The following is a 24,812-nucleotide window of genomic DNA, read 5'->3' on the forward strand; positions in this document are numbered from 1 at the left end:
AGCGTCCCGGTGGTTTCCGGGGCGGTGACCGCCGTGAAGGTGGTTTCCAGGGCGGCGACCGTCGTGAGGGCGGGTTCCGCCGCGACGGCGGCGAGCGCTCCGGTGGTTTCCAGGGCGGAGACCGCCGCGAGGGCGGCTTCCGCGGCGGGGATCGCCGTGAAGGCAGCTTCCGGCGTGACAGCGGTGAGCGTCCCGGTGGTTTCCGGGGCGGTGACCGCCGTGAAGGTGGTTTCCAGGGCGGCGACCGTCGTGAGGGCGGGTTCCGCCGCGACGGCGGCGAGCGCTCCGGTGGTTTCCAGGGCGGAGACCGCCGTGAAGGCGGCTTCCGTGGCGGTGACCGTCGCGAGGGTGGTTTCCGTCCCGACAACAGGGAACGTTCCGGCGGCTTCCGCGAAGGCGGAGACCGTCGCGAGGGCGGCTTCCGGCGTGACAGCGGTGAGCGCTCCGGTGGTTTCCAGGGCGGAGACCGTCGCGAGGGCGGCTTCCGCGGCGGGGATCGCCGTGAGGGTGGCTTCCGGCGTGACGGCGGTGAGCGTCCCGGTGGTTTCCGGGGCGGTGACCGCCGTGAAGGCGGCTCCCGCGATGGTGAGCGTTCTGGTGGCTTCCGCGGCGGTGACCGTCGCGAGGGTGGTTTCCGTCCCGACAACAGGGAACGTTCCGGTGGCTTCCGCGAAGGCGGCGACCGTCGTGAGGGTGGTTTCCGGCGTGACAGCGGTGAGCGTCCCGGTGGTTTCCGCGAAGGCGGCGATCGTCGTGAGGGCGGGTTCCGTCGTGACGGCGGCGAGCGCTCCGGTGGTTTCCAGGGCGGAGACCGCCGGGAAGGCGGCTTCCGGCGTGACAGCGGTGAGCGTTCCGGCGGGTTCCGCGACGGCGGTGACCGTCGCGAGGGCGGGTTCCGGGGCGGGGACCGTCGTGAAGGTGGCTTCCGCGGCGGTGACCGCCGTGAGGGCGGGTTCCGTGATGGGGACCGTCGTGAGGGTGGCTTCCGCGACGACAGAGGGCGCGGCGACGACGCGCGTGCTCGGCGGGAGGGAGCGGAGCAGGCCGACGGTACGGCGGCTCCGACGCTGCCCGACGAGATCCTCGCGACCGACCTCGACAAGGACGTTCGCGCCGAGCTGCTCTCGATCGCCAAGCCGGTCGCGGAGACCGTAGCGCGTCACCTCGTGGCGACCGGCCAGCTGATCGACGAGGACCCGGAGCAGGCGCTCGCGCATGCCCTGGCCGCGCGTCGCCTGGCATCGCGGATCTCCGCGGTCCGGGAGGCCGTCGGGCTGGCCGCGTACCACGCCGGCGAGTGGCAGACGGCGATCGCGGAGCTGCGGACGTACCACCGGATGAGTGGGTTGCAGAGTCACCTGGCGGTCATCGCGGACTGTGAGCGGGCCCTGGGCCGCCCGGAGCGGGCGATCGACCTGTTCCGCGGCGCCGACCAGGAGAAGCTCGACCGGGCCGTCGCGATCGAACTGCTGATCGTGGCCGCTGGTGCCCGAGGCGACCTCGGACAGCGGGACGCGGCCGTGGCCATGCTCCAGGTACGCGAGCTGACCACCGACACGGCGGAGCCGTGGACGGCGCGACTGCGGTACGCGTACGCCGATGCTCTGCTGGCCGTCGGACGGCGCGCGGAGGCCAGGGAGTGGTTCTCCCGTGCGGCGGAGGTCGACGCCGACGCCGAGACCGACGCGGCCGAGCGGCTGCTCGAACTGGACGGCGTGCTCATCGAGGGCGACGAAGAGGACGAGGCGGCCGAGGAACTGGTCGCCGGCCCTGGTGCGCCCGGAGCTGTCGAGGCCCAGCCGGACACCGACGTGTCCGGGGCAGCTGTCGCGTTTGCCGAACGCGCCGGTGACGACGACGCTGACGACGTGGACGTCGACGACGCGGACGACGATGACGCGGACGACGATGACGCGGACGACGACGAGGACGGCGCGACCGAGGACGTGACCGTCGCCGTCGCCGTCGAAGGCGAGCCCGGTGACGCTGTGAACGCGGGCGACTCGGTCGACAGCGCGGTCGAGGACAGCGCGGTCGTCGCGGTCGTCGAGGGCGACGTGACCGGGGAGGCCGCGGACGAGGAGCGGGACGCCGACGCGGGGGTGCCGCCGACGGTTACGCCGGTCGACGGTGCGGACCGGTCCGAGCAGGGCGGCTCGCCGGAGTCGGAGACGCAGCGGCGATGAACGGTGGCGGGGAACGGCTGGTCGACGGCTACGCCTTGGTCGTCTTCGACCTGGACGGCGTGATCTACCTGATCGACCGGCCGATCCCCGGCGCGGTCGAGGCCGTCGCGCGGCTGCACGACGAGGGCCGGGCGGTGGCGTACGCGACGAACAACGCGTCGCGTCGCGCGGCCGACGTCGCCGATCTGCTCACCGGAATGGGTGTGCAGGCCCGGCCGGACGAGGTGCTGACCAGCGCCGCGGCCGCCGCCCAATTGCTGGGTGAGCGGCTGCCCGCCGGGGCACCCGTGCTGGTGGTCGGCGCGGAGGCGCTGCGAGCCGAGGTCGCTGCGGTGGGGCTGAAGCCGGTGTCGCGGGCCGAGGACTCGCCGGTCGCGGTGATTCAGGGCTACGGTCCGCAGGTGGGTTGGGCCGACCTGGCCGAGGCGGCGGTGGCCGTGCGGCAGGGTGCGTCCTGGATCGCGACGAACACCGACCGGACGCTGCCCAGCGGTCGGGGACCGCTGCCCGGCAACGGTGCGCTGGTGGCCGCGTTGGCCACGGCGCTCGGTCGGCAGCCGGACGAGGTGGTGGGCAAGCCCGCACCGGAGTTGTTCGCCACCGCCGCGCGTCGCGCCGGTGCGGGGCGGACCCTGGTGGTCGGTGACCGGTTGGACACCGACATCGAGGGTGCCAACCGGGCGGGGCTGGACAGTCTGCTGGTGCTGACCGGTGTCAGTGACGTACCGGAGTTGCTTGCCGCGCCGTCGGACCGGCGTCCCACGTACGTCGGGTGGAATCTGGCCGGGCTCTTCGACCCGGCGGAGGTGGTGCGGGTGCCGGCGCCGGCGGGTGACGTCGGCGGCTGGCACGTGGTCACCGGCACCGACGGCTGGGAGTTGGCCGGTGCCGGGCGCCCTCTGGACGCGCTCGCGGCGCTCTGCGCGGTGGCCTGGTGGCATCGGCCGACCGGAGCACCCCGGGCGGCGTCGGCGGAGGCGGCGCAGGCGTTGGACGCTCTCGGCCTGACCTCCTGACCGCGCTCAGAGCAGCTTGCGGAGCTTCATCAGGTCGAACGGGTTCGCCTTGATCGAGACCCGGCGGTTGGCCACCGCGCGGGTGACGTCGAGTTCGCCGCGGACCAGGGCGACCAGGTCGTCGCTTGTCGTACTCAAGGCGATCTTGGCTTTGGGGTCGTCGCCGTCGGCGAGGTCGACCAGCCGTCCGTCGCTGATCCGGCCGTGGAAGGCGGTCTGGAGGTCGGTGATCCGGCAGGCCAGGGTGCGATCCAGGTCGACCCGCTCACGGACGGTCTGCGCGTTGCTCTCCAGCCGGGCGGCCAGATCCTGCAACGCCTGTCGGCACTCGTCCACCGTGGCCACCATCGCCTCCTCGCCACACCACGTCATCCCCCGGGCACCGTACCGCACGGGGTGGTCCGGGTGGCCCGGTAGCGTGACACCTGCAGACCCGCCGGGTGGAAGGAATCAGGCATGCAGGACGCGTGGCGCGCCTACCTCGAACTGGCCATGGGCTTGACGGAGGCGCCTCGGAAGAAGGCGCAGGACGCGGTGCGTCGGGCGATGGGCTCGACCGGCGCGACCGCCGCTCAACTCCAGGCGCTCGCCGACGAACTCCGTGCGACCGGAGCGGCGAACCGGGAGTCGCTGACCAAGTTGGTGCGGTTCGAGGTCGAGCGGGCGCTCGGTGCAGTGGGGCTGGCCAGCGCCGATGAGGTGGCCGAGTTGGAGCGCCGGGTGCTGGAGTTGGAGCGCCGGCTGCGTACGGCCACCGCGGCGGGCGGGCCGGCAACGGCCGACGCTGCGACGGCTGCGGCCGGTTCGTCGGTGGGTACGCCTGCGACCGCTGCGGCTGCCCCGCTGAGCAAGGCCCTGGCCAAGCAGACCGTGGCGAAGAAGACGGTCGCGAAGAAGGCCGTGGCCAAGAAGGCGGTGGCCAAGAAGGCGGTCGCGGCGAAGCCGGGCGCGAGTTCCGGCGAGGAAGCCGGGGACACGGCGGTGGCCAAGCGGTCGGCGACGAAGGTCGTGGCGAAGAAGACGGTCGCCAAGAAGACGGTCGCCAAGAAGGCCGTGGCGAAGAAGGCCGCTGATGGTGGGTCCGCCTCGGCGCGTCGGGCGGACGCGGACGGCGCGGCATGAGTGCGCCGGGGCCGCTGCCGGGGCCACGTCCGGGTCCGCCGCCGCGTCGCTGGAGCGCGGAGGACACCGACGACGTCGAGCACCCGGCGGTGCAGGCCGCGGTCCAGGCGATGGCCAACGCGGCAGCCCTGGCCCCGGCCGACCAGATCGCGCAGTACGAGGCCGCGTACCAGACGTTGCGGGAAACGCTGGCCACCATCGATCAGGCCTGAGGAGACCGTCGGTCAATGGCACGTCGAAACCGGTTGGACGCCGAACTCGTCCGCCGTGGCCTGGCCCGTTCCCGGGAGCAGGCGGCCGCGCTGGTGGAGGCCGGTCGGGTCCAGTTGCGGGGGGTGCGGGCCCACAAGGCCGCCGCCATGGTCGATCCGGCCGATCCGCTGCTGGTCACCGGTGACGATCCCACCTCGGAGTACGTGTCCCGGGGCGGCCACAAGCTGGCCGGGGCGCTCGCCGCGTTCACTCCCGGCGGGTTGACCGTGGCCGGTCGGCGCTGCCTCGACGCCGGCGCGTCCACCGGGGGCTTCACCGACGTGCTGCTGCGCGCCGGTGCGGCCGAGGTGGTGGCGGTCGACGTCGGCTACGGGCAGCTCGCTTGGTCGCTGCGCAACGACGAGCGGGTACGGGTCTTCGAGCGCACCAACGTGCGGACGCTCACCACCGACGTGATCGGTGGGCCCGTCGAGCTGACCGTCGCCGATCTGTCGTTCATCTCGCTGCGGCTGGTGCTGCCGGCGCTGGCGGGCTGCACCGACGGGGACCTCGTCCTGATGGTCAAGCCGCAGTTCGAGGTGGGCAAGGAACGGGTCGGCGCGGGCGGGGTGGTGCGGGATCCGGCGCTGCGGGCCGAGGCGGTGCTCGATGTCGCGGCAGCGGCTGCCGGGCACCAGTTGGGTCTGGTGGATGTGGCGGCCAGCCCGCTGCCCGGGCCGAGCGGCAACGTCGAGTTCTTCGTATGGTTACGCCGGGGCGCGCCGCCGGCCGATCCGGAACGGGTCCGGGTGGTGGTCGCCGCCGGGCCGCAGGGTCCGACGATGTCCGGGGAGGTGCCGGGCGCGGCGACGGAGGAGGTCGCAGGGTGAGCGCGAACAGTGGGCGTCGAACGGCGTGCCCGTACCGGCCGCTCGCCGGTCGGCGGGATGCTGCCGTGGCCGGAGGGTGGGGCCGGTGAGCCGGACCACTCTGCTGGTCACCCACACCGGTCGTCGCCGCAGCACCGAGCATGCCCGGGCGGTGGCCTGCGACCTGATCGCCGCCGGTTTCGAGGTGCGGGTGGTCGCCGAGGAGGCCGAGGATCTGGACCTGCCCGGGGTCATCCCGGTCAGCGGCCCGCAGGCCGCCGAAGGCGCGGAGATCGTCTTCGCGCTCGGTGGCGACGGCACGTTCCTGCGTGCGGCGGAGCTGGCCCGACCGGCGAAGGTGCCGCTGCTGGGCATCAACCTCGGCAAGGTCGGTTTCCTGGCCGAGGCGGAGATCGATGACCTGGACAGTGCGGTCAGTGACGTGGTCTCCCGCAGTTACACAGTCGACGAGCGGCTCACCGTCGACGTCACGGCCGAGTTCGACGGCGGGCCGACCATCGAGTCCTGGGCGCTGAACGAGATCAGCGTCGAGAAGGGCGAGCGGTCCCAGATGCTGGAGCTGATGGTCGATGTGGATGGGCGGCCGTTGTCGCGGTACGGCTGCGACGGCGTCGTCTGCGCCACCCCGACCGGCTCCACCGCGTACGCGTTCTCCGGTGGCGGGCCGGTGGTCTGGCCGGAGGTGGAGGCGCTGCTGCTGGTGCCGATCAGTGCGCATGCGCTGTTCAGCCGTCCGCTGGTCACCGCACCCACGTCGACCATCTCGATCACGGTTGATCCGTACACCACGCTCGCGGTGCTGTCCTGCGACGGTCGGCGCGTCTACGACGTGCCGCCGGGGGCGCGGATCACCGTGCGGCGCGGGGCGCTACCGGTGCGGGTCGTGCGGCTGCGGGATCGGCCGTTCACCGATCGGCTGGTGGCCAAGTTCGACCTGCCGGTGCAGGGCTGGCGGGGCTCCCGTCGCTGAACCGGGCCCGCTTCGTGAGGCCCCGGCGGTAATCGGACGGACACCTGCCTGCCGGCCGGCGGTCCGCCTGGTGTCCACCTGGCGACATGTCGCCGGTGTGGCGTGCCGCGACTGGTGACCGTGCGATGCGGCGCGTCGCAGACTCCGAGCACTCGAGGGCCTCCTGCTGGCGCAGCAGTGCCCTGCCGAGCGGGACGTCCGGCGCGAGGGGGCGCAGCGCCGCGTCCGGTTCGGGGCCGGCCGGTAGGACCAGTCCTTTGGCGCGCAGGGCGTCGAGGTGGGTGATGATGTCGGTACGGGGGCGGTGCAGCCGTTCGGTCAACTCGTCGATGTGGGTCGTGGTGAGCTGCACCAGGCAGCGGTAGAGCTCCTCCTCGGCCGGGGTCAGGCCGATCACCTCCGACATGGGGCTGAACTGTACGACGCTTGCGGTCGGGGCGCGCCGCGGCCCGCGCCGGCTGGTCAACTGTCGGGCACCGCGTCTACTGTCGGGTGCTGTGCTGGAAGAGCTGCGCATCACCGGACTGGGCGTCATCGAGGACACCACGCTGCCGTTGACCGGCGGGATGAACGTCATCACCGGCGAGACCGGTGCGGGCAAGACCATGGTGGTGACCGGCCTCGGTCTGCTCTTCGGTGGCCGGGCCGACGCGGGGCGGGTGCGTGCTCAGCCTGGTCGGGCGGTCGTGGAGGGGCGGTTGCGGCTGTCCGGGCGGTTCGCCGAGACGGTGCACGCGCGCATCAGTGACGCCGGTGGTGAGCCGGACGAGGACGGTGCGCTGCTGTTGAGCCGTACGGTCACCGTCGAGGGGCGGTCGCGGGCGCATCTGGGCGGGCGGGGCATGCCGGTGTCGATGCTCGGTGAGGTGGGCGAGCAGGTGGTGGCGGTGCACGGCCAGTCCGATCAGCTGCGGTTGTTGCGGCCGGCCGAGCAGCGTGCCGCGTTGGACCGGTTCGCCGGCCCGGAGCACGAGAAGTTGCTGGACGCGACGCGGGAGGCGTACACGCAGTGGCGGCGGGTGGTCGACGACCTGGCCGACCGGCGGCGTAACGCGCGGGAGCGTCATCAGGAGTCGGATCTGCTGCGGTTGGGTCTCGACGAGATCACCAGGGTCGATCCGCAGCCGGGTGAGGACGACGAGCTGAAGGCGGAGGTGCAGCGGCTGGAGCATGCCGAGGGTCTGCGCGCCGCGGCGCAGTTGGCGCACCAGTGCGTGGCCGGTGGTCTGGAGGCCACCGACGACACGCCGGACGCGTCGACGCTGCTGGGCACCGCCCGGCGGACGTTGGAGGCGCAGGCCGGCACGGATCCGCTTCTCGGTGAGTTGGCGGCGCGGCTGGAGGAGGCGGCGACCCTGGTCGCCGACGTGTCGGTGGAACTGTCGACGTATCTGGCCGGCCTGGATGCCGATCCGGCCCGGTTGCAGGCCATCTACGAGCGTCGGGCGGCATTGCGGGCGTTGACCCGCAAGTACGCCGACGACGTCGACGGGGTGATCGCCTGGGCGCAGCGGGCCGGTGCCCGGTTGTCGGAGCTGGACACCTCGGATGAGTTGCTCGACGAGTTGGACCGGGAGGCGTCGCGGCTGGCCGGTGAGGTGGCCGAGCTGGCCGGGCGGTTGTCGGTGTCCCGACAGGAGGCGGCGGCCCGGTTCGCCGATCAGGTCACCGCGGAGTTGGCCGGGCTGGCCATGCCGCACGCCCGGGTGGAGGTGGCGGTGCTGCCCCGACCGGCGGGTCGGGCCGAGCCCACGTTGCCGGTCAACGGGGTGGAGGTCGGTGTCGGGCCGGACGGTGGCGACGAGGTCGAGTTGCGGTTGCTGGCGCATCCGGGTGCGCCGTCGTTGCCGTTGCAGCGGGGTGCCTCCGGTGGTGAGCTGTCGCGGGTGATGTTGGCCATCGAGGTCGTCTTCGCCGGCTCCGGTGGCCCGCCGACGTTGGTGTTCGACGAGGTCGATGCGGGGGTCGGTGGTCAGGCTGCGGTGGAGATCGGGCGGCGGTTGGCCCGGTTGGCCCGCAGTCACCAGGTGTTGGTGGTGACCCATCTGCCGCAGGTGGCGGCGTTCGCTGACCGGCATCTGGTGGTGGCGAAGGACACCGGTGGTGCGGTGACCACCAGTGGGGTGCGGGTGGTGGAGGACACCGAGCGGGCGCGGGAGTTGGCCCGGATGTTGGCGGGTTTGCCGGACTCGGATCTGGGTATCGCTCACGCGGAGGAGTTGCTGGCCGTGGCGGCCCGGGAAAGGCGGTCGTGAGACCATCATTGTGAGCGGAGGCACACCGGCCTTCGCCGGTATGTGCTTCCCTGGGTAGGCGGCCCTGCTCAGGCATGTCGCGACGGATTCGCCTGCCTCACATGCCAGGATGGTCACGATGCGTCTACCCACGTTGCGCCGGGCCCGGAACGCGGAACCGGGACAGATCCTCGGCACCGCACGCCTGGACCGCCGGACGAAACGCCTGGTCGGGCGGCTCCGCCCGGGTGACATCGCGGTCATCGACCATGTCGACCTGGACCGGGTCGCCGCCGACTCGCTGGTCGCGGTCGGTGTCGGTGCGGTGCTCAACGCCAAGCCGTCGGTCTCCGGCCGGTACCCCAACCTCGGGCCGGAGGTGCTGGTCTCCAACGGCATCCCGCTGCTCGACGACCTGGGTGAGGGCATCTTCGAGCGGATCCGCGAGGGCGACACCGTGCGGATCGAGGGCAACACGATCTTCCTGGGTGACGACCCGGTGGCGCACGGCAGCCTGCAGGACGCCGAGAGCGTGGCCAAGGCGATGACGGATGCCCGGGAGGGCCTGTCGGTGCAGTTGGAGGCGTTCGCCGCCAACACCATGGACTACCTCCGGCAGGAGCGTGACCTGCTGCTCGACGGTGTCGGCGTGCCGGACATCGTCACCGAGGTCCAGGGCCGGCACTGCCTGATCGTGGTCCGGGGTTACGACTACAAGGCCGACCTGGACGTGCTGCGCCCCTACATCCGGGAGTTCAAGCCGGTGCTCATCGGCGTCGACGGTGGCGCCGACGCGCTGGTCGAGGCCGGCTACACACCGGACATGATCATCGGTGACATGGACTCGGTCACCGACGACGTGCTGCGTTGCGGCGCCGAGGTGATCGTGCACGCCTACCCGGACGGGCGGGCGCCCGGCCTGCCCCGGGTCAACGGCCTGGGGGTGTCGGCGGTGACCTTCCCCGCCGCCGCCACCAGCGAGGACCTGGCCATGCTGCTGGCCGACGAGAAGGGCGCCTCGCTGATCGTGGCGGTCGGCACCCACGCCACCCTCGTCGAGTTCCTCGACAAGGGCCGCGGCGGCATGGCCTCGACGTTCCTCACCCGGCTCAAGGTCGGCGGGAAGCTGGTCGACGCCAAGGGCGTCAGCCGGCTCTACCGGCAGGGCATCTCCGGTTCCTCCCTGTTGCTGCTGGTGCTCTCGGCGGTCGCGGCCATGGCATCGGCGGTGGCCGTCTCCACCGTTGGTAAGGCGTACCTGGGTGTGGTCTCCGAGTGGTGGGACAATTTCGTGTTCCAGCTCGGCCAGCTCTTCTAGCCCCCGACCGATTCAAGAGGCTGCAAGCGTGATCAATTTTCGCTACCACGTGGTTTCCCTGACCGCGGTCTTCCTGGCACTGGCGATCGGCCTGGTGGTCGGCACCGCCGCGCTCAACGGCCCGGTGGCCGACTCGCTCAAGGAACACGTCGACGCGCTGAGCAAGGCCAACCAGCAGATGCGCCAGACGGTCCAGAGCATGGAACGGGAACTGGAGCTGGAGGAGCAGTTCGCCGCCGAGATGGCGCAGATCACGCTGCCGGGCAAGCTGACCGGCAAGCGGGTGCTGGTGCTGACCACGCCGACCGGCCGTGACCACGCCGAAGGTGTGATCAAGATGTTGCAGTTGGCGGGCGCCGACCTCACCGGCCGCATCGATCTGCAGGACAAGTTCATCAACCCGGAGAACAACAACAACCTGCTGGAGCTGGCGGTCACTGCGGCCCGGCCGACCGGGGCGCCGACGGCCAACCTGCCCGGCAACGGTCACGGGGTGGAGACCTCCAGCGCCCTGTTGGCCACCGTGCTGCTGGACCAGCCGGCCGGTTCGGAACCGGTCACCGAGGCCGACCGGCGGGCCGTGCTGGCCGCGTACAGCAACGCCAGCTATCTGAGCGCCGCCGACCGGATCACCACGGCGGCCGAGGCGGTGGTGGTGGTGAGCGGGCTGCCGTACGTGGACAAGGACTCCGCCAAGAAGGACGAATCGGTCGTCAAGATCGCCGAGCAGTTCGACCGGACCGGAGGCATCGTGGTGGCCGGCAACGGCTCCGCCAACGGCAACCTGGTGGCCTTCGTCCGCGGCGACGCCGTGCTCGCGCAGACCATTTCGACCATCGACAACGCCAACACCGTGCAGGGGCAACTGGTCACCACGCTGGCCCTGGTGCAGCAGCTCACCGAGCGCAAGGCCGGTCAGTACGGCGTGGGTGACAACGCCGCGTCGCTGCTGCCTAAACTGCCCCAGTGAGCGCCGGTGCACCCGGTGCACCGAAATTCGACGATGTCCGCCGACTGGCAGGAGGGCCGTGTGAGCGTGCGGAGCGAGGCGGCGGCGTGACGATCGTGCGGGGACTGCTGGCGGCGGGCATCGGGGCGGCTGCCGCCCGGTACGCGCTGCGTCAGGTGCGGACCTCGCCGGCCGGGGCCGGGCTTGCGCGGACCAACTTCCGTGGCCGCACCGTCACCCTGGCGGCCGGGCCGGCGCTCGCGGCGGGCGCCAGCGGCGCGGCGGCGTGCGGGGCGGCGAGCGTGCCGGCCGGCGCGGCGACCCTGCTGGCCGGGCTCGGCGCCGGTGCCGTCGGCCTGTACGACGACGTGGTCGGCGCGCGGCCGGAACAGAAGGCGTACAAGGGCTTCGCGGGGCACCTCGCCGCGCTGCGGCAGGGCCGGGTCACCGCCGGCCTGGTCAAGATCGTCGGGGTGGGTGCGGCCGGTCTCGGTGCCGCGACGCTGCTCGCCGCCGACCAGGGCGTGGCCGGGCATCGGCGGCGAGCGCGGCAGGGCCCGCTGGGTCGCGGCGTCGACGTGCTGCTCGGCGCGGGTGTGATCGCCGGGACCGCGAACCTGCTCAACCTGCTCGACCTGCGGCCCGGGCGGGCGTTGAAGTCCGGCCTGCTGCTCGGCACACCGTTGACCGGGGGCCGGCAGGGCGGGATCGCCGCCGGTGCGGTCGGTGCCGCCGCCGGGCTGCTCCCCGCCGACCTGGACGAGGACGTGATGCTGGGCGACAGCGGCGCCAACGCCCTCGGCGCGGTGCTCGGCGTGGCGTTGGCCGCCCGCACCGGCCCGGTCGGTCGGGCCGCCCTGCTCGCGGTGCTCGCCGGACTCACCGCCGCCAGCGAGAAGGTCAGTTTCACGAAGGTCATCGCGAGTACGCCGGGACTGCGTGACCTCGACGCGCTGGGCCGCCGCCCCGACTGACGTGACCAGACCGGCCCCCCTCGCCGGCGCCGGCCGGGTGGCCTCGGCTGCCGCGCTCATCGCCGTACTCACCGTGCTCAGCCGGGTGGCCGGGTTCGGGCGTACGGCCGTGTTCACCTGGGTGGTCCAGGACAGCGACCTGGGTGCGATGTACGTGCTGGCCAACACCGCACCCAACATCATCTTCGAGATCGTGGCCGGTGGGGCGCTGGCCAGCCTGGTCGTGCCGCTGCTCGCCGGTGCGGTCGCCGCCGGTGACCGGCGGGCGGTGGCGGCCACCACCGGTGCCCTGCTGACCTGGACGGTGACCCTGCTGGTGCCGTTGGCGGTGCTGTTGGCGCTGGGCTCCGGCCCGCTGATCAACCTGCTGGGGGACAGCCGGTCGCCGGAGGAACTCGCCGCCGGGGCCCGGATGCTGCGGGTCTTCGCGCCGCAGTTGCCGCTGTACGGCATCGGCATCGTGCTCAGCGGTGTGCTGCAGGCGCACCGCCGCTTCGCCTGGCCGGTGATCGCGCCGCTGCTGTCCAGCCTCACCGTGATCGTCGTGTACCTGGTCTTCGTCGGGGTCGCCGGGCCCGGGGCGAGCGTGGCGCAGGCCGGCCGCGGCGCGGAGCTGATCCTGTCGGCGGGCACCACCCTCGGCGTGGCGGTGTTGTCGCTGTCGCTGCTGATCCCGATCCGCCGGCTGCGGTTGCGGCCCCGCTTCGGCTACACGTTCACCGCCGACGCCCGGGCCCGGGTGGGTGGGCTGGCCGTGGCCGGGGTGGTGACCGTCACCGCCCAGCAGGTCGCGCTGGCGGTGATCCTGTACCGGGTCGCCGGTGGGCTCACCGAGGCGCCGCAGGTGTTCAACCTCGCCCAGACCTTCTACCTGCTGCCCTGGGCGGTGCTGGCGGTGCCGCTGGCCACCGCCGCGTACCCCACCCTCGCCGCGGCCTCCGCCGGCGGCGACGAGCAGACCTACCGTCGCACCCTGGCGGCCACGCTGCGCGGGGTGCTGCTGCTCAGCTTCCTCGGCGCTGCCGTGCTCGTCGGCACGGCCGGGCCGATCGGGCGGTTCTTTCCCCTCAACGCCGACGCCACCGCCCACGCCATCGCCGGGTACGCCCCCGGGCTGCTCGGGTACGGGCTGTTCGCGGTGCTCTCCCGGGCCCTGTACGCCCGGGGGGCGACCCGCTCGGCCACCGCCGCCATCACCGCCGGATGGCTTGTCGTCCCGCTGGCCCTGCTGCCGCTGTCGACGCTGCTGCCGGTGGCCGACCGGGTGCTCGCCGCAGCACTTGCCAACTCGGTGGGCATGCTGCTGCTCGGCGGGCTGCTGCTGCTGGCCGTGCGGCGCGCCGCCGGGCCGGTGGCGCTGGCCGGTGCCGGCAGGGCCGCCGGCGCGGGACTGCTGGGCGCCACCGCGGGGACGCTGGCCGCGCTGGGCCTGCTGCGGCTGCTCGCGGGCGCCGACGGCACCCCGACGCGGTGGGTGGCCCTCGGGCAGGGCATGCTGTCCGGAGCCTTGGTCGGTGTCGTGTTCCTCGCCGTGGTCTGGTTGGTCGACCGACGCGACGTGCGTCCGGTGCTGGCCGGGCTGCGCCGACGGCTGCCGGCCCGCGTACGGGGTAGGCAGGCGGACGGGAACCGCCCGGAGCAGGCCGACGGGAAGGGGTGATCAGCCGGTGGGCACGCCTGAGCGGACGGGCACGGTGGTGCTGCTGCTGGCCTCCAGCACCGGTGGTGTCGGACAGCACGTGCGGGCACTGACCCGCGGGTTGACCGCCGCCGGGCTGCCGGTGCTGGTCTGCGGGCCCGCGGCGACCCAGGACCAGTTCGACTTCGAAGCGGCCGGTGCCCGGTTCGCGGCGGTGGAGATCCCGGCCAGCCCCGCCCCCGGCGACGCCCGGGCGGTCGCGGTGCTGCGTCGGGTGCTCGCCGACGAGCAGGTCCGGGTCGTGCACGCGCACGGACTGCGCGCCGCTCTGGTGGCGGTGCTCGCCCGACCGTCCGCCCCGCTGGTGGTCACCTGGCACAACGCGGTGCTCACCGGTGGGTTGCGGGGCCGCATCTCGCGCCTGGTCGAGCGGATCGTCGCCCGGGGCGCCCGGGTCACCCTCGGCGCGTCGGCCGACCTGGTCGACCGTGCGGTCGCGCTCGGTGCGCCCGACGCCCGGCTGGCGCCGGTGGCCGCGCCGGTGCTGCCCGCGCCGCGTCGAGGGCGCGCCGCCGTACGGGCCGAGTTCGCCGTCGCCGCCGACCAGCCGTTGATCCTCTCGGTCGGTCGGTTGCACCCGCAGAAACGCTACGACGTGTTGATCGACGCCGCGGCCCGGTGGCGGGAGCGCACCCCGCCCCCGGTCGTGGTGATCGCCGGCAGCGGGCCGGCGTATCTGCCGCTGGCCGCCCGGATCAGTGCCGTCCGCGCGCCGATCACCCTGCTCGGGCACCGCACCGACGTGGCGGACCTGCTCGCCGCCGCGGACCTGGCCGTGGTGACCAGCGACTGGGAGGCGCGCCAGTTGTTCGCCCAGGAGGCGTTGCGTGCCGGCGTACCGCTGGTGGCCACCGCGGTGGGCGGCCTGCCGGAGCTGGTCGGCGACGCGGCCGTGCTGGTGCCGCCGGGCGACGTCGACGCGGTCGACGCGGCGGTGCAGAGCCTGCTCGACGACGACGCCGGCCGCGTCGAGTGGGGGCGGCGTGGCGCGGCGCGGGCAGCGACGTGGCCCACCGAGACGGACACCGTCGCCCAGGTGGTCGCGCTCTACGCCGAACTGGCCGCGCCGGACGCCGACGCCTCGTCGACGGGACGTCGGTGATGCTGCGACGAGTCGCTCCGATCGTGCTCACCCTGGTCGTGGTGGTGGTGGGCATCTTCGCGTTGGCGGCGGGGCCGCGGACGCCGCCGCCTCGACCCGGCGCCGACTTCGTGGTGCTGGTCGGGGTGGCCGGGCTGCGGTGGGACGACGTCGACCCGCAGCGCACCCCGACGCTGTGGCAGTTGGCCCGCGAGGGGTCGATCGGGTCGCTGTCGGTGCGTTCGGCCTACCGGCCCACCTGCCCGCTGGACGGCTGGTTGACGCTGGGGGCGGGCAGCTTCGCCGGGTGGACCGGCGGTCAGCGGGACGGCACGTGCCCGCCGACCGAGGTGAGGGTGGACAAGCCGGACCGTATCGGCGCGAACCTGCCGGAGCAGGAGAGCGTGGTGATGCACAACCAGGACCGGCTGCCGTGGGGCACGGTGCCCGGCGCCCTGTCGGAGTCGGTGCGCTGCTCGGTGGCGGTCGGTCCGGGTGCGGCGGTGGCCGCCGCCCGACCCTTCGGCCGGGTCGACCGGTACGAGCCGACCCTGCCGGCGGATCCGGCCGGGCTGCTCGGCTCCTGCGTGCTCAGCATCGTCGACCTGGGCACGGTCGCCGGCACCGACCCGGCCGAGCGGGCGGCGGCGGCCCGCGACGCCGACGCGCAACTGGCCCGGGTGCTGGCCGCCCGGCCACCGCACTCGCTGGTGATCGTGGCCGGGGTCGCGGACACCGAACAGCCGTCGCGGCTGCACGTGGCCGTCGCCGACGGGCCGGGTTGGGACAACGGCTGGTTGACCTCGCCGACCACCGGGCGTCGCGGCTACCTGCAACTGATCGACCTCGCGCCGACCGCGTTGACGGCGTTGGGGCGTCCGATGCCGGACCGGCAGTTCCTCGGCCGACCCGCCGAGTCGGTCGGCGGCCGGCCGGACGACCTGACCGCGGCGATCGCCGAGCCCGCCGACGCCGACCGGGAGGCCGCCGCGCAGCGGGAGGTCGCCGGTGGGTTCTTCATCCTGCTGGCCGGCGTGCAGGTGGCGCTGGCGGTGGCGGTGCTGCCGCTGCTGCGCCGGGCCCGCCGACACGCCGGACCGTACGGTCCGAAGCCGGTGTCCCGGCGGGTGGTGGCGGTGGTGGAGCTGCTGCTCGTCGCCGCCGCGTTGGCCATGCCGGCGGCGCTGCTGGCCGAGGCGGTGCCCTGGTGGCGCAACACCTACCCGGCTGTCACCTTCGCCGGGTTGACGGCTGCGCTGCTCGCCGCCGCGACGCTGCTGGTGCGGCTCGCGCCGGGTTACCGCAGCACCCTCGGCCCGCTGGGTGCGGTGGCCGGGTTGACCGTGCTGGCGGTCGGTCTGGACGTGGTCACCGGCGCGCGCCTGCAACTCAACGGGGTGGTCGGCTACTCCGCGTTGGAGGGCGGCCGGTACGCCGGGCTCGGCACGGTCGGGCTCGGCGTGTTCATCGCCGCCGCGCTGCTGACCGCCGGATGGTTGGCCCAGCGGGTGCGTCGCGAGTGGCGGCCGACGGTGATGGTGCTGATCGGTGGTGCTGCCGTGGTGGTGGTCGGCAGCCCCTACCTGGGCGCCGACTCGATCGGGGCGATCGCGTTGACCGCCGGGGTGAGCGTGGCCGCGGCGATCAGTACCGGTGGTTGGCTGACCATGACCCGGCTGGCCTGGGCGGGCATGGCCGGGCTGGCGGTGATGATCGGTTTCGCGGTGGTGGATCTGGGTCGTCCGCCCGGTGAGCGGGGGAGCCTGGGCCGGTTCCTCGCCGCCCTGGGCGACGGTACGGGCGGGTTGACGGTGCAGCGGTCCAGCGCGTCGAGCTTCCAGACCCTGGTCAACAGTCCGTTGACGGTGCTGGCGCTGGTCGGGGCGCTGTTGCTGTGGTTCGCGCTGCTGCAACCGTGGGGCGGCCTGCGGCGGCTGTTCGGGATCTACCCGGCGATCCGTGCGGCGATGGCGGGCACCGGTGTGGCGGTCGGGATCGGTGGCGTGCTGGGCGCGGTGGCCCTGGACGTGGCCGGTGCGGCCGCGGCGGTGGTGGTGCCGATGGCGGCGCTGTCCGCGCTGCGGGTGCTCGACCACGCCGCGGACCGGACCCGACCCGCCACCGACCGCCCCCAGGACGCCGGGCCGTCCGATGCCGGGCCGCCTGCTGCCGGGCCGTCGGATGCCGGTTCGTCCGATGCCGGGCCCGCTGACGCCGACCGCTCTGATGCCGCCTCGCCGCAGGCCGGGGCGTCGGATGCCGACTCGTCGGGTGCCGGGGCGGTCGGTGCCGGCGACGAGGGTGGCGGAGCCGCCCCGGCGGGCGACGCGGGGGCGTCGCACGAGCCGCGACGCGACCGGGGCCGGGCGATACGGTCATCGGCCGAGGTGGCGACCGGGTGAGCCGATGAGGCGTACCTCGGGTGCGCCACCAGGCCCGCACCGGGAAGGTGTTAGCGTGGAATCCCGTGGATCGCGTGATCACTTCGCTGATCGGCTCGGCGGTCTGCACGACCGCGACGGACGACACGGGAGCAGGCCTTGGCCCCAACAGCACGGACGACCAGGCACATTTTCGTCACCGGGGGAGTCGCCTCCTCGCTGGGTAAGGGGCTGACCGCCTCCAGCCTCGGCAACCTGCTGACCGCGCGGGGACTGCGCGTGGTGATGCAGAAGCTCGACCCCTACCTCAACGTCGACCCCGGAACGATGAACCCGTTCCAGCACGGCGAGGTCTTCGTCACCGAGGACGGCGCCGAGACCGACCTCGACGTCGGCCACTACGAGCGTTTCCTGGACCGGGCGCTGTCCGGCAAGGCGAACGTCACCACCGGCCAGATCTACTCCGACGTGATCGCCAAGGAGCGGCGTGGCGAGTACCTGGGCGACACCGTCCAGGTGATCCCGCACATCACCAACGAGATCAAGTCCCGGATCCTGGCGATGGGTGACCCGGACGACGACGGCCGTACCCCGGACGTGGTGATCACCGAGGTGGGTGGCACGGTCGGTGACATCGAGTCGCTGCCGTTTTTGGAGGCGATCCGTCAGGTCCGCCACGACCTGGGCCGGGACAACTGCTTCTACCTGCACGTGTCGCTGGTGCCGTACCTGGCGCCGTCTGGGGAGTTGAAGACCAAGCCGACACAGCACTCGGTGGCGCAGCTGCGCAACATCGGCATCCAGCCCGACGCGATCGTCTGCCGCTCCGACCGCGACATCCCGGACAAGCTCAAGCACAAGCTGTCGCTGTACTGCGACGTCGACGCCGAGGCGGTCATCGCCGCCCCGGACGCGCCGAGCATCTACGACATCCCCAAGGTGCTGCACCGCGAAGGGCTCGACGCGTACGTGGTGCGTCGGCTCGGGCTCTCCTTCCGCGACGTGGACTGGGACGGCTGGGACGACCTGCTGGAGCGGGTGCACCAGCCGCAGCGCACCATCACCGTCGCCCTGGTCGGCAAGTACGTGGACCTGCCGGATGCGTACCTGTCGGTCAGCGAGGCGATCCGGGCCGCCGGGTTCGGCAACCGGGCCCGGGTGCAGCTGCGCTGGGTGCCCAGCGACGACTGCGTCACCCCGACGGGTGCGGCGGCCGCCCTGGCCGGTGTCGACGGCATCGTCATCCCCGGTGGCTTCGGGGTGCGCGGCATCGAAGGCAAGATCGGCACCGCCCGGTACGCCCGGGAGAACGGCATCCCGCTGCTCGGGCTCTGCCTCGGCCTGCAGTGCATGACCATCGAGGTGGCCCGACACCTGGCCGGACTCGAAGGGGCCAACTCGGTGGAGTTCGACGCCGAGGCCGTGCACCCGGTCATCGCCACCATGGCCGACCAGGAGGACATCGTCGCCGGCAAGGGCGACCTGGGCGGCACCATGCGGCTGGGCGCGTACCCGGCGAAACTGGCCGAGGGGTCGATCGTCGCCGAGGCGTACGGCAGTACCGAGATCAGCGAACGGCACCGGCACCGCTACGAGGTGAACAACGCCTACCGTGACCAGCTGACCAAGGCGGGGCTGCACATCTCCGGCACCTCGCCGGACGGGCGGCTTGTCGAGTTCGTCGAACTGGACCGCGAGCTGCACCCGTTCTTCGTGGCCACCCAGGCGCACCCGGAACTCAAGAGCCGTCCGACCCGGCCGCATCCGCTGTTCGCCGCGTTCGTGCAGGCCGCTGTGGCGTACTCGCAGGCCGACCAGCTTCCGGTCGACCTGGACGCCGCCGAGCGGGTCACCCGCAACGGCACCGCCGCGCCGGCGACGTCCGCGTCGTGAGCGCGGTCGAGCACCGCTACGAGGTGCGCTCCCGCCAGGTGCGCTACTCCGGGCGCATCTTCGAGGTGGTCTCCGAGGAGGTCACCATGCCCGGTGGTGGCACCGCCACCCGTGACCTGGTCCGGCACGTCGGCGCGGTGGCGGTGGTGGCGCTCGACGACGCCGGTCAGGTGGTGTTGATCCGGCAGTACCGCCAGCCGGTCGGCCGACGGTTGTGGGAGTTGCCGGCGGGGCTGACCGACGTGGCCGGCGAGGACCCGGCGGTCACCGCGGCACGGGAGTTGGCCGAGGAGGTCGACCTGACCGCCGGCCGTCTCGACGTCTTGGTCGACCTGCACAGCTCGCCGGGCTTCACCGACGAACTGGTCCGGGTCTTCCTGGCCCGCGATCTGGCCGACGTGCCTGCGGAGCAGCGCCACGACCGGCACGACGAGGAGGCCGACCTGCAGATCGTCCGGATCGACCTGGACGAGGCGGTCGGCATGGTGCTGGCCGGCGAGATCACCAATGCGTCCTGTGTGGCCGGGCTGCTCGCCGCCGCCCGCGCCCGCGACGCCGGCTGGTCGGCGCTACGCCGGGCGGACGCCCCACTGCCGGGCTGAGCCGGGAGCAGACGACGCGCAGGGGCCGGGCGAACATCGCCCGGCCCCTGCGTGCTGTCACGGGTCAGTCGCGCAGCGGACGCCCCTGCGCGTCGGTGCCACCGTTGACCAGGATCAGGATGCCGTCGATGAGGCCCCAGAGGCTGCCGACACCGCAGGTCACGAAGGTGACGATGATCTGGATGACAGCGGTTTTGGTGTCGCCGATGTAGAAGCGGCCGGCACCGAATCCGCCCAGCAGGATCTGCAGGATGCCCGCGACGACTTTGCTCTTGTCAGAAACGCCCTGGGGAATCCCGGGCTGAGGGGGATATGTCATGAGGCGACACAGTAGTGATCCATCCGGCGGCCCGTGTGACCGGCATGCCATGAGTGGGACGATGTGGCCGATCACCGTCTGGACGGCTGACCTGCCACTCCGCCGAAGGGTGGGGTGCCGCACCTGACACTTCGTCAACGTCCGCGGGCACCAGGTGTCACAGTGCATGCTCCGACGTGGTGCCGAGCCCGAATAAACTGCGCCGACAGGACCGGTTGTCCGTGTAGTGGCAAAGGGGCCACCACATGCCGCGTAGTCGGGTTAGCGGTCCGGCGGAGAGAGGGTCTGCATCGTGAAGGTCGGCATTCCCCGCGAGGTCAAGAACCACGAGTACCGGGTGGCGATCACGCCTGCGGGAGTCAACGAGTTCACCCGCAACGGTCACCAGATCTTCGTCGAGGCCGGCGCCGGAGTCGGGTCGAGCATCACCGACGAGGAGTTCGCCGCCGCCGGCGCCAAGATCCTGGACACCGCCGACGAGGTGTGGGAGACCGCGGAACTCGTCCTCAAGGTCAAGGAACCGGTCGCCGAGGAGTACCACCGGATGCGTGAGGGGCAGGTGCTCTTCACCTACCTGCACCTGGCCGCGTCCCCCGACTGCACCCAGGCGCTGCTCGACCGCAAGGTCACCGGCATCGCGTACGAGACGGTGGAGCTGCCCGACCGGTCGCTGCCGCTGCTCGCCCCGATGTCCGAGGTGGCCGGTCGACTCGCCCCGCAGGTCGGCGCCTTCTACCTGATGCGTACCGGCGGGGGTCGGGGCGTGCTGCCCGGCGGCGTCTCCGGCGTCTACGCGGCCAAGACCGTCGTCATCGGCGCCGGTGTCTCCGGCATGAACGCCGCCGCGATCGCGCTGGGCCTGCAGTCCGAGGTGCTGCTGCTGGACATGAACGTCGGCCGGCTGCGGCAGGCCGACGCCATCTACCGGGGCCACCTGCAGACCGTCACCTCCAACGCGTACGAGATCGAGCGGGCGGTGCTGGACGCGGACCTGGTCATCGGCGCGGTGCTGGTGCCCGGCGCGAAGGCCCCCAAGCTCATCTCCAACGAACTGGTCTCCCGGATGAAGCCCGGCAGCGTGCTCGTCGACATCGCGATCGACCAGGGCGGCTGCTTCGAGGACTCGCGGCCCACCACGCACGCCGACCCGGTCTACAAGGTGCACGACTCGATCTTCTACTGCGTGGCGAACATGCCCGGCGCAGTACCGAACACCAGCACGTACGCACTGACCAACGTCACCCTGCCGTACGCGCTGGAGCTGGCCAACCACGGCTGGCGTGAGGCGTCCCGCCGCGATCCGGCGCTGGCGCTGGGCCTGAACACACACGACGGACAGGTCGTGTACGGCCCGGTCGCGGAGGCACACGACCTGCCGACCACCCCGTTGGCCGAGGTGCTGGCCTGACCGGCCGCACCCCGACCGCCGCAGCGGACGGAGCCGGCACGGGCCACCAGCCCGCGCCGGCTCTGCGCCGCGCCCTGCGCGGCTACCTGGACCACCTCACCGTCGAACGTGGCCTGGCCGCGAACACCCTGGTGGCCTACCGCCGGGACCTGGACCGCTACCTGAACAGCCTGGCCGCCGCCGGGGTGAGCGATCTCGCCGCCGTCCCCGCCGGCGAGATCGAACGCCACCTGGCCCGGCTGCGCGCCGGTGACGACGGGCATCCGCCGCTGGCCGCGTCGTCGGCCGCCCGCGCCGCCAGCGCCGTGCGGGGCCTGCACCGGTTCGCGCTGCGCGAGGGCCTCGCCGCCGCCGACCCGAGCCGTGACGTGCGGCCGCCCACCCCGCCGCGCCGGCTGCCGCGCGCCCTGTCGCTGGACGACGTGGTCCGACTGTTGGACGCCGCCGGGCCGGTGCAGGCCGCCGGGGACACCGCGCCGCTCGCGCTGCGCGACCGGGCACTGCTGGAGTTCCTGTACGGCACCGGCGCCCGCATCTCCGAGACCGTCGGCCTCGCGGTGGACGATGTGGACCGCACCGACGCGGTGGTGCAGCTGCGCGGCAAGGGCGGACGGGACCGCCTGGTGCCCATCGGTGGGTACGCCATGCAGGCGCTGGGCGCCTACCTGGTCCGGGCCCGACCCGGGCTGGTCGCCGCCGGCCGCGGCACCCCGAGGGTCTTCCTCAACTCCCGGGGTGGTCCGTTGACCCGCCAGGGTGCCTGGATGATCCTGCGCCGCGCCGCCGAACGCGCCGCTCTGCCCGTCGACGGGCCGCAGGCGGTCTCCCCGCACACGTTGCGCCACTCGTACGCCACCCACCTGCTCGACGGCGGCGCCGACGTGCGGGTGGTGCAGGAGTTGCTGGGGCATGCCTCGGTCACCACCACCCAGGTCTACACTCTGGTCACCGTCGACCGGCTGCGCGAGGTCTACGCCACCGCCCACCCACGTGCCCGCGATTGAGCGGCCCTGGTCGGTGCCGCTGGCCGACACGCCGAGCGGGTGCCGAACGCCCTGCTCGCCGGTGGCGTACAGTCGGCAGCGCAGCCTTGGCGGTGAGATGACCGGGGTGTGCAGCGGCGCCGCAAAGGACGTCGGGCGGCTCCGACGCCGGATGGTCGTCGGGAGGGGGCAACGAGGACATGGCTGGCAACGGTGACCGTGCCGAGACCTGGACGTCGGAGCTCCGCGAACAGCAGAATGCCCTCGGTGCGGACCTGGGGCCCGCCGACCCGGCCGCCTACACGATGCGCAAGCCCATCCCCGAGCCGATGCCCACCGACCGGCACGGCCCGGCGCGGATCATCGCGATGGCCAACCAGAAGGGTGGCGTCGGCAAGACCACCACGACCATCAACCTGGGTGCCGCGCTGGCCGAGTACGGCCGCAAGGTGCTGCTCGTCGACTTCGACCCGCAGGGCGCCCTCTCGGTCGGCCTGGGGGTCAACCCGCACAACCTGGACCTGTCGGTCTACAACCTGCTGATGCAGGACGACGTCACCGCCGAGGACGTCCTGATCAAGACCGACGTGGCCGGTCTGCACCTGCTGCCCGCCAACATCGACCTCTCCGCCGCCGAGATCCAACTGGTCAACGAGGTCGCCCGGGAGATGGCCCTGGCGCGGGTGCTCCGCAGCGTCCGCAAGGAGTACGACTACATCCTGATCGACTGCCAGCCCTCCCTGGGGCTGCTGGCGATCAACGCGTTGACCGTCGCGCACGGCGTGCTCATCCCGCTGGAGTGCGAGTTCTTCAGCCTGCGCGGGGTGGCGCTGCTGCTGGACACCATCGACAAGGTCCGCGAGCGGCTCAACTTCGACCTGGAACTCGAAGGCATCCTCGCCACCATGTACGACAGCCGCACCACCCACTGCCGGCAGGTGCTGCAACGGGTGGTGGAGGCATTCGGCGACAAGGTCTACCAGACGGTGATCACCAAGACCGTGAAGTTCCCCGAGTCCACCGTCGCCGGCGCCCCGATCACCACCCTCGACCCGGCCTCCTCCGGAGCCCGCAACTACCGCCAGCTCGCCCGCGAGGTGATCGCCGCGCAGGCGGAGCGGTAGGCTCCGCAATCCCGTGGCCAGGCCGTGGACTACGGTCGTCGGCGTGACCGCCCCGCCCCTCGACCCCGCCGCTGCGGACGACCAGACGCCGGTGGCCGATCCGGACGCGGTCGACGGTGCCGACACCGGCAAGTTCACCGTACGGCTGGCCAACTTCACCGGCCCGTTCGACCTGCTGCTGCAACTGATCGGCAAGCACAAGCTGGACGTCACTGAAGTCGCCCTGCACCAGGTCACCGACGAGTTCATCGCCTACATCCGGGCCATGGGTGACGACTGGGACCTCGACGAGGCCAGCGAATTCCTGCTCATCGCCGCCACCCTGCTCGACCTGAAAGCCGCCCGGCTGCTGCCCTCCGCCGAGGTGGAGAACGAGGAGGACCTCGCCCTGCTGGAGGCGCGGGACCTGCTCTTCGCCCGGCTGCTGCAGTACAAGGCGTACAAGGAGGCGGCGGCGCACATCGCGGCGCTGGAGGAGGTCGGCGGGCGCCGCTACCCGCGCGCGGTGACCCTGGAACCCCGCTTCGCCGAAGCCCTGCCCGACCTGGTGCTCGGCATCGGCCCGCAACGCCTGCTCAAGCTGGCCGTGAAGGCGATGACCCCGAAACCGATCCCCGAGGTCTCCATCGCCCACGTGCACATGGTCCGGGTCAGTGTCCGGGAACACGCCGGGATCATCGCCGAACGACTGCGCCGCGCCGGCACCGCCACCTTCTCCCTGCTCTGCGCCGACTGCGAGGCCACCCTGGAGGTGGTGGCCCGCTTCCTCGCCCTGCTGGAGCTGTACCGGCAGGGGGTGGTGGCCTTCGTGCAGGAACAGGCGTTGGAGGAGTTGACCGTACGCTGGACCGGACCCGCCGACGGCGGACCGGCCCTGACCATCGACGAGTACGCCGGCGCCCCCGCCGAGCCGGCGACGACCTCGGCCGCTGAGACGGATCCGGGGTCGGTCGAGACGGTGACGGGGCTCGCGTCGGTTGTCGAGACGGTGACGGATTCGGAAGCCGCGCCGGTGGTCGACACGGTGACGGACTCAGGACCTGCGTCGGTGGTCGACACGGTGACGGATGCGGGGCCGGCGTCGGGAAGTGAAGCAGGCGCTGACGGGACGGCAACGAGGCAGGAGCAAGCCGGATGAGTCACGAGGAACGCCGGGATTCGCTGGCCGACCAGGCAGCCGCCTGGATCCCACCCTGGCAGCGGCCCGCCCCACCCGCCGAGACCGCCACCACAGTGCCTGCCCAGGCGCGGCCCACCGACGATGCCGTGGACGACACGGATGAGCCCGGCCCGCAGAGCCCGACCGAGCCGCCGCAACAGGGCGCTGGCGACAACCCGTTGCCTGCCGGCGACGGGCAGGCGTCCGGCCTGCGGGTGACACGTCCAGCCGGTGAACAGGTTGCCGACGAGCAGGCAGCAGATGCGTCGCTGGCGCTTCCGGTCGGTGAACAGGCTGCCGACGAACAGGCAA

At 72.7% G+C, this 24,812-nt stretch carries 23 protein-coding genes; 19 read left to right on the forward strand and 4 right to left on the reverse strand.

Annotated elements, in window-relative coordinates; all coding sequences use genetic code 11:
* Positions 1–1,217: hypothetical protein (locus tag JMF97_RS30060; protein ID WP_203224607.1), on the reverse strand; the 1,217-nt coding region annotated here is incomplete at its 3' end.
* Between JMF97_RS30060 and JMF97_RS30065 the strand changes: the two genes are divergently transcribed.
* Together JMF97_RS30065 and JMF97_RS30070 are read left to right on the forward strand one after the other, a co-directional pair.
* Positions 1,167–2,186: a tetratricopeptide repeat protein gene (locus JMF97_RS30065; RefSeq protein ID WP_203224608.1), complete on the forward strand. Its 1,020-nt coding sequence runs from the start codon at positions 1,167–1,169 to the stop codon at positions 2,184–2,186. The two genes, JMF97_RS30060 and JMF97_RS30065, sit on opposite strands and share 51 nt — an antisense overlap.
* Positions 2,183–3,202 carry an HAD-IIA family hydrolase gene (locus JMF97_RS30070; RefSeq protein ID WP_203224609.1) on the forward strand — a complete coding sequence of 340 codons (1,020 nt, stop codon included), beginning with the start codon at positions 2,183–2,185 and terminating at the stop codon, positions 3,200–3,202. The genes JMF97_RS30065 and JMF97_RS30070 overlap by 4 nt, the downstream gene beginning before the upstream one ends.
* Before the next feature lie 6 nt (positions 3,203–3,208).
* Here the strand turns inward: JMF97_RS30070 and JMF97_RS30075 are convergent, their stop codons facing one another.
* Positions 3,209–3,547 (reverse strand): SCP2 sterol-binding domain-containing protein, encoded by a 339-nt coding sequence (locus tag JMF97_RS30075; protein WP_203224624.1) that lies wholly within the window; start codon positions 3,545–3,547, stop codon positions 3,209–3,211.
* A gap of 111 nt (positions 3,548–3,658) precedes the next feature.
* Between JMF97_RS30075 and JMF97_RS30080 the strand changes: the two genes are divergently transcribed.
* The 4 genes from JMF97_RS30080 to JMF97_RS30095 all read left to right on the forward strand — a co-directional run bounded on the left by JMF97_RS30080 (position 3,659) and on the right by JMF97_RS30095 (position 6,376).
* A complete protein-coding gene (locus JMF97_RS30080) occupies positions 3,659–4,324 on the forward strand; it encodes a phasin family protein (RefSeq protein ID WP_203224610.1) in 666 nt (221 codons plus the stop codon).
* A complete protein-coding gene (locus JMF97_RS30085) occupies positions 4,321–4,536 on the forward strand; it encodes a hypothetical protein (RefSeq protein ID WP_203224611.1) in 216 nt (71 codons plus the stop codon). Before JMF97_RS30080 ends, JMF97_RS30085 begins: the two co-directional genes overlap by 4 nt.
* 15 nt (positions 4,537–4,551) lie before the next feature.
* Positions 4,552–5,406: a TlyA family RNA methyltransferase gene (locus JMF97_RS30090; RefSeq protein ID WP_203224612.1), complete on the forward strand. Its 855-nt coding sequence runs from the start codon at positions 4,552–4,554 to the stop codon at positions 5,404–5,406.
* A gap of 85 nt (positions 5,407–5,491) precedes the next feature.
* Positions 5,492–6,376, forward strand: coding sequence for an NAD kinase (locus tag JMF97_RS30095; RefSeq protein WP_013732852.1), 885 nt, complete (start codon positions 5,492–5,494; stop codon positions 6,374–6,376).
* On the opposite strand, the gene JMF97_RS30100 is transcribed toward JMF97_RS30095, so the two are convergent.
* A complete protein-coding gene (locus JMF97_RS30100) occupies positions 6,312–6,782 on the reverse strand; it encodes a helix-turn-helix domain-containing protein (protein WP_203224613.1) in 471 nt (156 codons plus the stop codon). The two genes, JMF97_RS30095 and JMF97_RS30100, sit on opposite strands and share 65 nt — an antisense overlap.
* Before the next feature lie 91 nt (positions 6,783–6,873).
* Between JMF97_RS30100 and recN the strand changes: the two genes are divergently transcribed.
* From recN to JMF97_RS30145, 9 genes are all read left to right on the forward strand, one after another.
* The gene (recN, locus tag JMF97_RS30105) at positions 6,874–8,631 is read left to right on the forward strand and encodes a DNA repair protein RecN (RefSeq protein WP_203224614.1); all 1,758 of its coding nucleotides are present in this window, start codon (positions 6,874–6,876) and stop codon (positions 8,629–8,631) included.
* A gap of 118 nt (positions 8,632–8,749) precedes the next feature.
* Positions 8,750–9,928 (forward strand): putative cytokinetic ring protein SteA, encoded by a 1,179-nt coding sequence (gene steA, locus JMF97_RS30110; protein ID WP_203224615.1) that lies wholly within the window; start codon positions 8,750–8,752, stop codon positions 9,926–9,928.
* A gap of 28 nt (positions 9,929–9,956) precedes the next feature.
* Positions 9,957–10,898: a copper transporter gene (locus JMF97_RS30115; protein ID WP_013732855.1), complete on the forward strand. Its 942-nt coding sequence runs from the start codon at positions 9,957–9,959 to the stop codon at positions 10,896–10,898.
* A 95-nt stretch (positions 10,899–10,993) separates the two neighbouring features.
* A complete protein-coding gene (locus tag JMF97_RS30120) occupies positions 10,994–11,851 on the forward strand; it encodes a hypothetical protein (RefSeq protein WP_203224626.1) in 858 nt (285 codons plus the stop codon).
* Between the two features lies 1 nt (position 11,852).
* On the forward strand, positions 11,853–13,511 hold the full coding sequence (gene murJ, locus JMF97_RS30125) for a murein biosynthesis integral membrane protein MurJ (protein ID WP_203224625.1): 1,659 nt from the start codon (positions 11,853–11,855) through the stop codon (positions 13,509–13,511).
* A gap of 7 nt (positions 13,512–13,518) precedes the next feature.
* Positions 13,519–14,652 (forward strand): glycosyltransferase family 4 protein, encoded by a 1,134-nt coding sequence (locus JMF97_RS30130; protein ID WP_013732858.1) that lies wholly within the window; start codon positions 13,519–13,521, stop codon positions 14,650–14,652.
* Complete coding sequence (locus JMF97_RS30135; protein ID WP_203224616.1) at positions 14,652–17,033, forward strand: hypothetical protein; 2,382 nt, start codon at positions 14,652–14,654, stop codon at positions 17,031–17,033. The genes JMF97_RS30130 and JMF97_RS30135 overlap by 1 nt, the downstream gene beginning before the upstream one ends.
* A 138-nt stretch (positions 17,034–17,171) precedes the next feature.
* Positions 17,172–18,905: a CTP synthase gene (gene pyrG, locus JMF97_RS30140; RefSeq protein WP_043720374.1), complete on the forward strand. Its 1,734-nt coding sequence runs from the start codon at positions 17,172–17,174 to the stop codon at positions 18,903–18,905.
* Entirely contained in the window at positions 18,902–19,507 is a 606-nt protein-coding gene (locus JMF97_RS30145) for an NUDIX domain-containing protein (RefSeq protein WP_203224617.1), read from the forward strand. The genes pyrG and JMF97_RS30145 overlap by 4 nt, the downstream gene beginning before the upstream one ends.
* A gap of 64 nt (positions 19,508–19,571) precedes the next feature.
* On the opposite strand, the gene JMF97_RS30150 is transcribed toward JMF97_RS30145, so the two are convergent.
* Entirely contained in the window at positions 19,572–19,826 is a 255-nt protein-coding gene (locus JMF97_RS30150; protein WP_013732862.1) for a TM2 domain-containing protein, read from the reverse strand.
* A gap of 292 nt (positions 19,827–20,118) precedes the next feature.
* Here JMF97_RS30150 and ald point away from each other — a divergent pair, with 292 nt between their 5' ends.
* The 4 genes from ald to JMF97_RS30170 all read left to right on the forward strand — a co-directional run bounded on the left by ald (position 20,119) and on the right by JMF97_RS30170 (position 24,479).
* Positions 20,119–21,234: an alanine dehydrogenase gene (gene ald / locus JMF97_RS30155; RefSeq protein WP_013732863.1), complete on the forward strand. Its 1,116-nt coding sequence runs from the start codon at positions 20,119–20,121 to the stop codon at positions 21,232–21,234.
* Entirely contained in the window at positions 21,231–22,238 is a 1,008-nt protein-coding gene (locus JMF97_RS30160) for a site-specific tyrosine recombinase XerD (RefSeq protein WP_203224627.1), read from the forward strand. Before ald ends, JMF97_RS30160 begins: the two co-directional genes overlap by 4 nt.
* Before the next feature lie 179 nt (positions 22,239–22,417).
* Positions 22,418–23,341 carry a ParA family protein gene (locus JMF97_RS30165; RefSeq protein ID WP_013732865.1) on the forward strand — a complete coding sequence of 308 codons (924 nt, stop codon included), beginning with the start codon at positions 22,418–22,420 and terminating at the stop codon, positions 23,339–23,341.
* 43 nt (positions 23,342–23,384) lie between these two features.
* Complete coding sequence (locus JMF97_RS30170; protein WP_203224618.1) at positions 23,385–24,479, forward strand: segregation and condensation protein A; 1,095 nt, start codon at positions 23,385–23,387, stop codon at positions 24,477–24,479.
* Positions 24,480–24,812: the final 333 nt, after the last annotated feature.

The sequence above is a fragment of the Micromonospora fiedleri genome, assembly GCF_016774385.1.
Lineage (GTDB): Bacteria > Actinomycetota > Actinomycetes > Mycobacteriales > Micromonosporaceae > Micromonospora > Micromonospora gifhornensis.

Coding starts and splice junctions, on each gene's coding strand:
- JMF97_RS30070 (WP_203224609.1), top strand. CDS start 2,183: ATGAACGGTGGCGGGGAACGGCTGGTCGACGGCTACGCCTTGGTCGTC.
- JMF97_RS30080 (WP_203224610.1), top strand. CDS start 3,659: ATGCAGGACGCGTGGCGCGCCTACCTCGAACTGGCCATGGGCTTGACG.
- JMF97_RS30085 (WP_203224611.1), top strand. CDS start 4,321: ATGAGTGCGCCGGGGCCGCTGCCGGGGCCACGTCCGGGTCCGCCGCCG.
- JMF97_RS30090 (WP_203224612.1), top strand. CDS start 4,552: ATGGCACGTCGAAACCGGTTGGACGCCGAACTCGTCCGCCGTGGCCTG.
- JMF97_RS30100 (WP_203224613.1), bottom strand. CDS start 6,782: ATGTCGGAGGTGATCGGCCTGACCCCGGCCGAGGAGGAGCTCTACCGC.
- steA (WP_203224615.1), top strand. CDS start 8,750: ATGCGTCTACCCACGTTGCGCCGGGCCCGGAACGCGGAACCGGGACAG.
- JMF97_RS30135 (WP_203224616.1), top strand. CDS start 14,652: ATGCTGCGACGAGTCGCTCCGATCGTGCTCACCCTGGTCGTGGTGGTG.
- JMF97_RS30150 (WP_013732862.1), bottom strand. CDS start 19,826: ATGACATATCCCCCTCAGCCCGGGATTCCCCAGGGCGTTTCTGACAAG.
- JMF97_RS30165 (WP_013732865.1), top strand. CDS start 22,418: ATGGCTGGCAACGGTGACCGTGCCGAGACCTGGACGTCGGAGCTCCGC.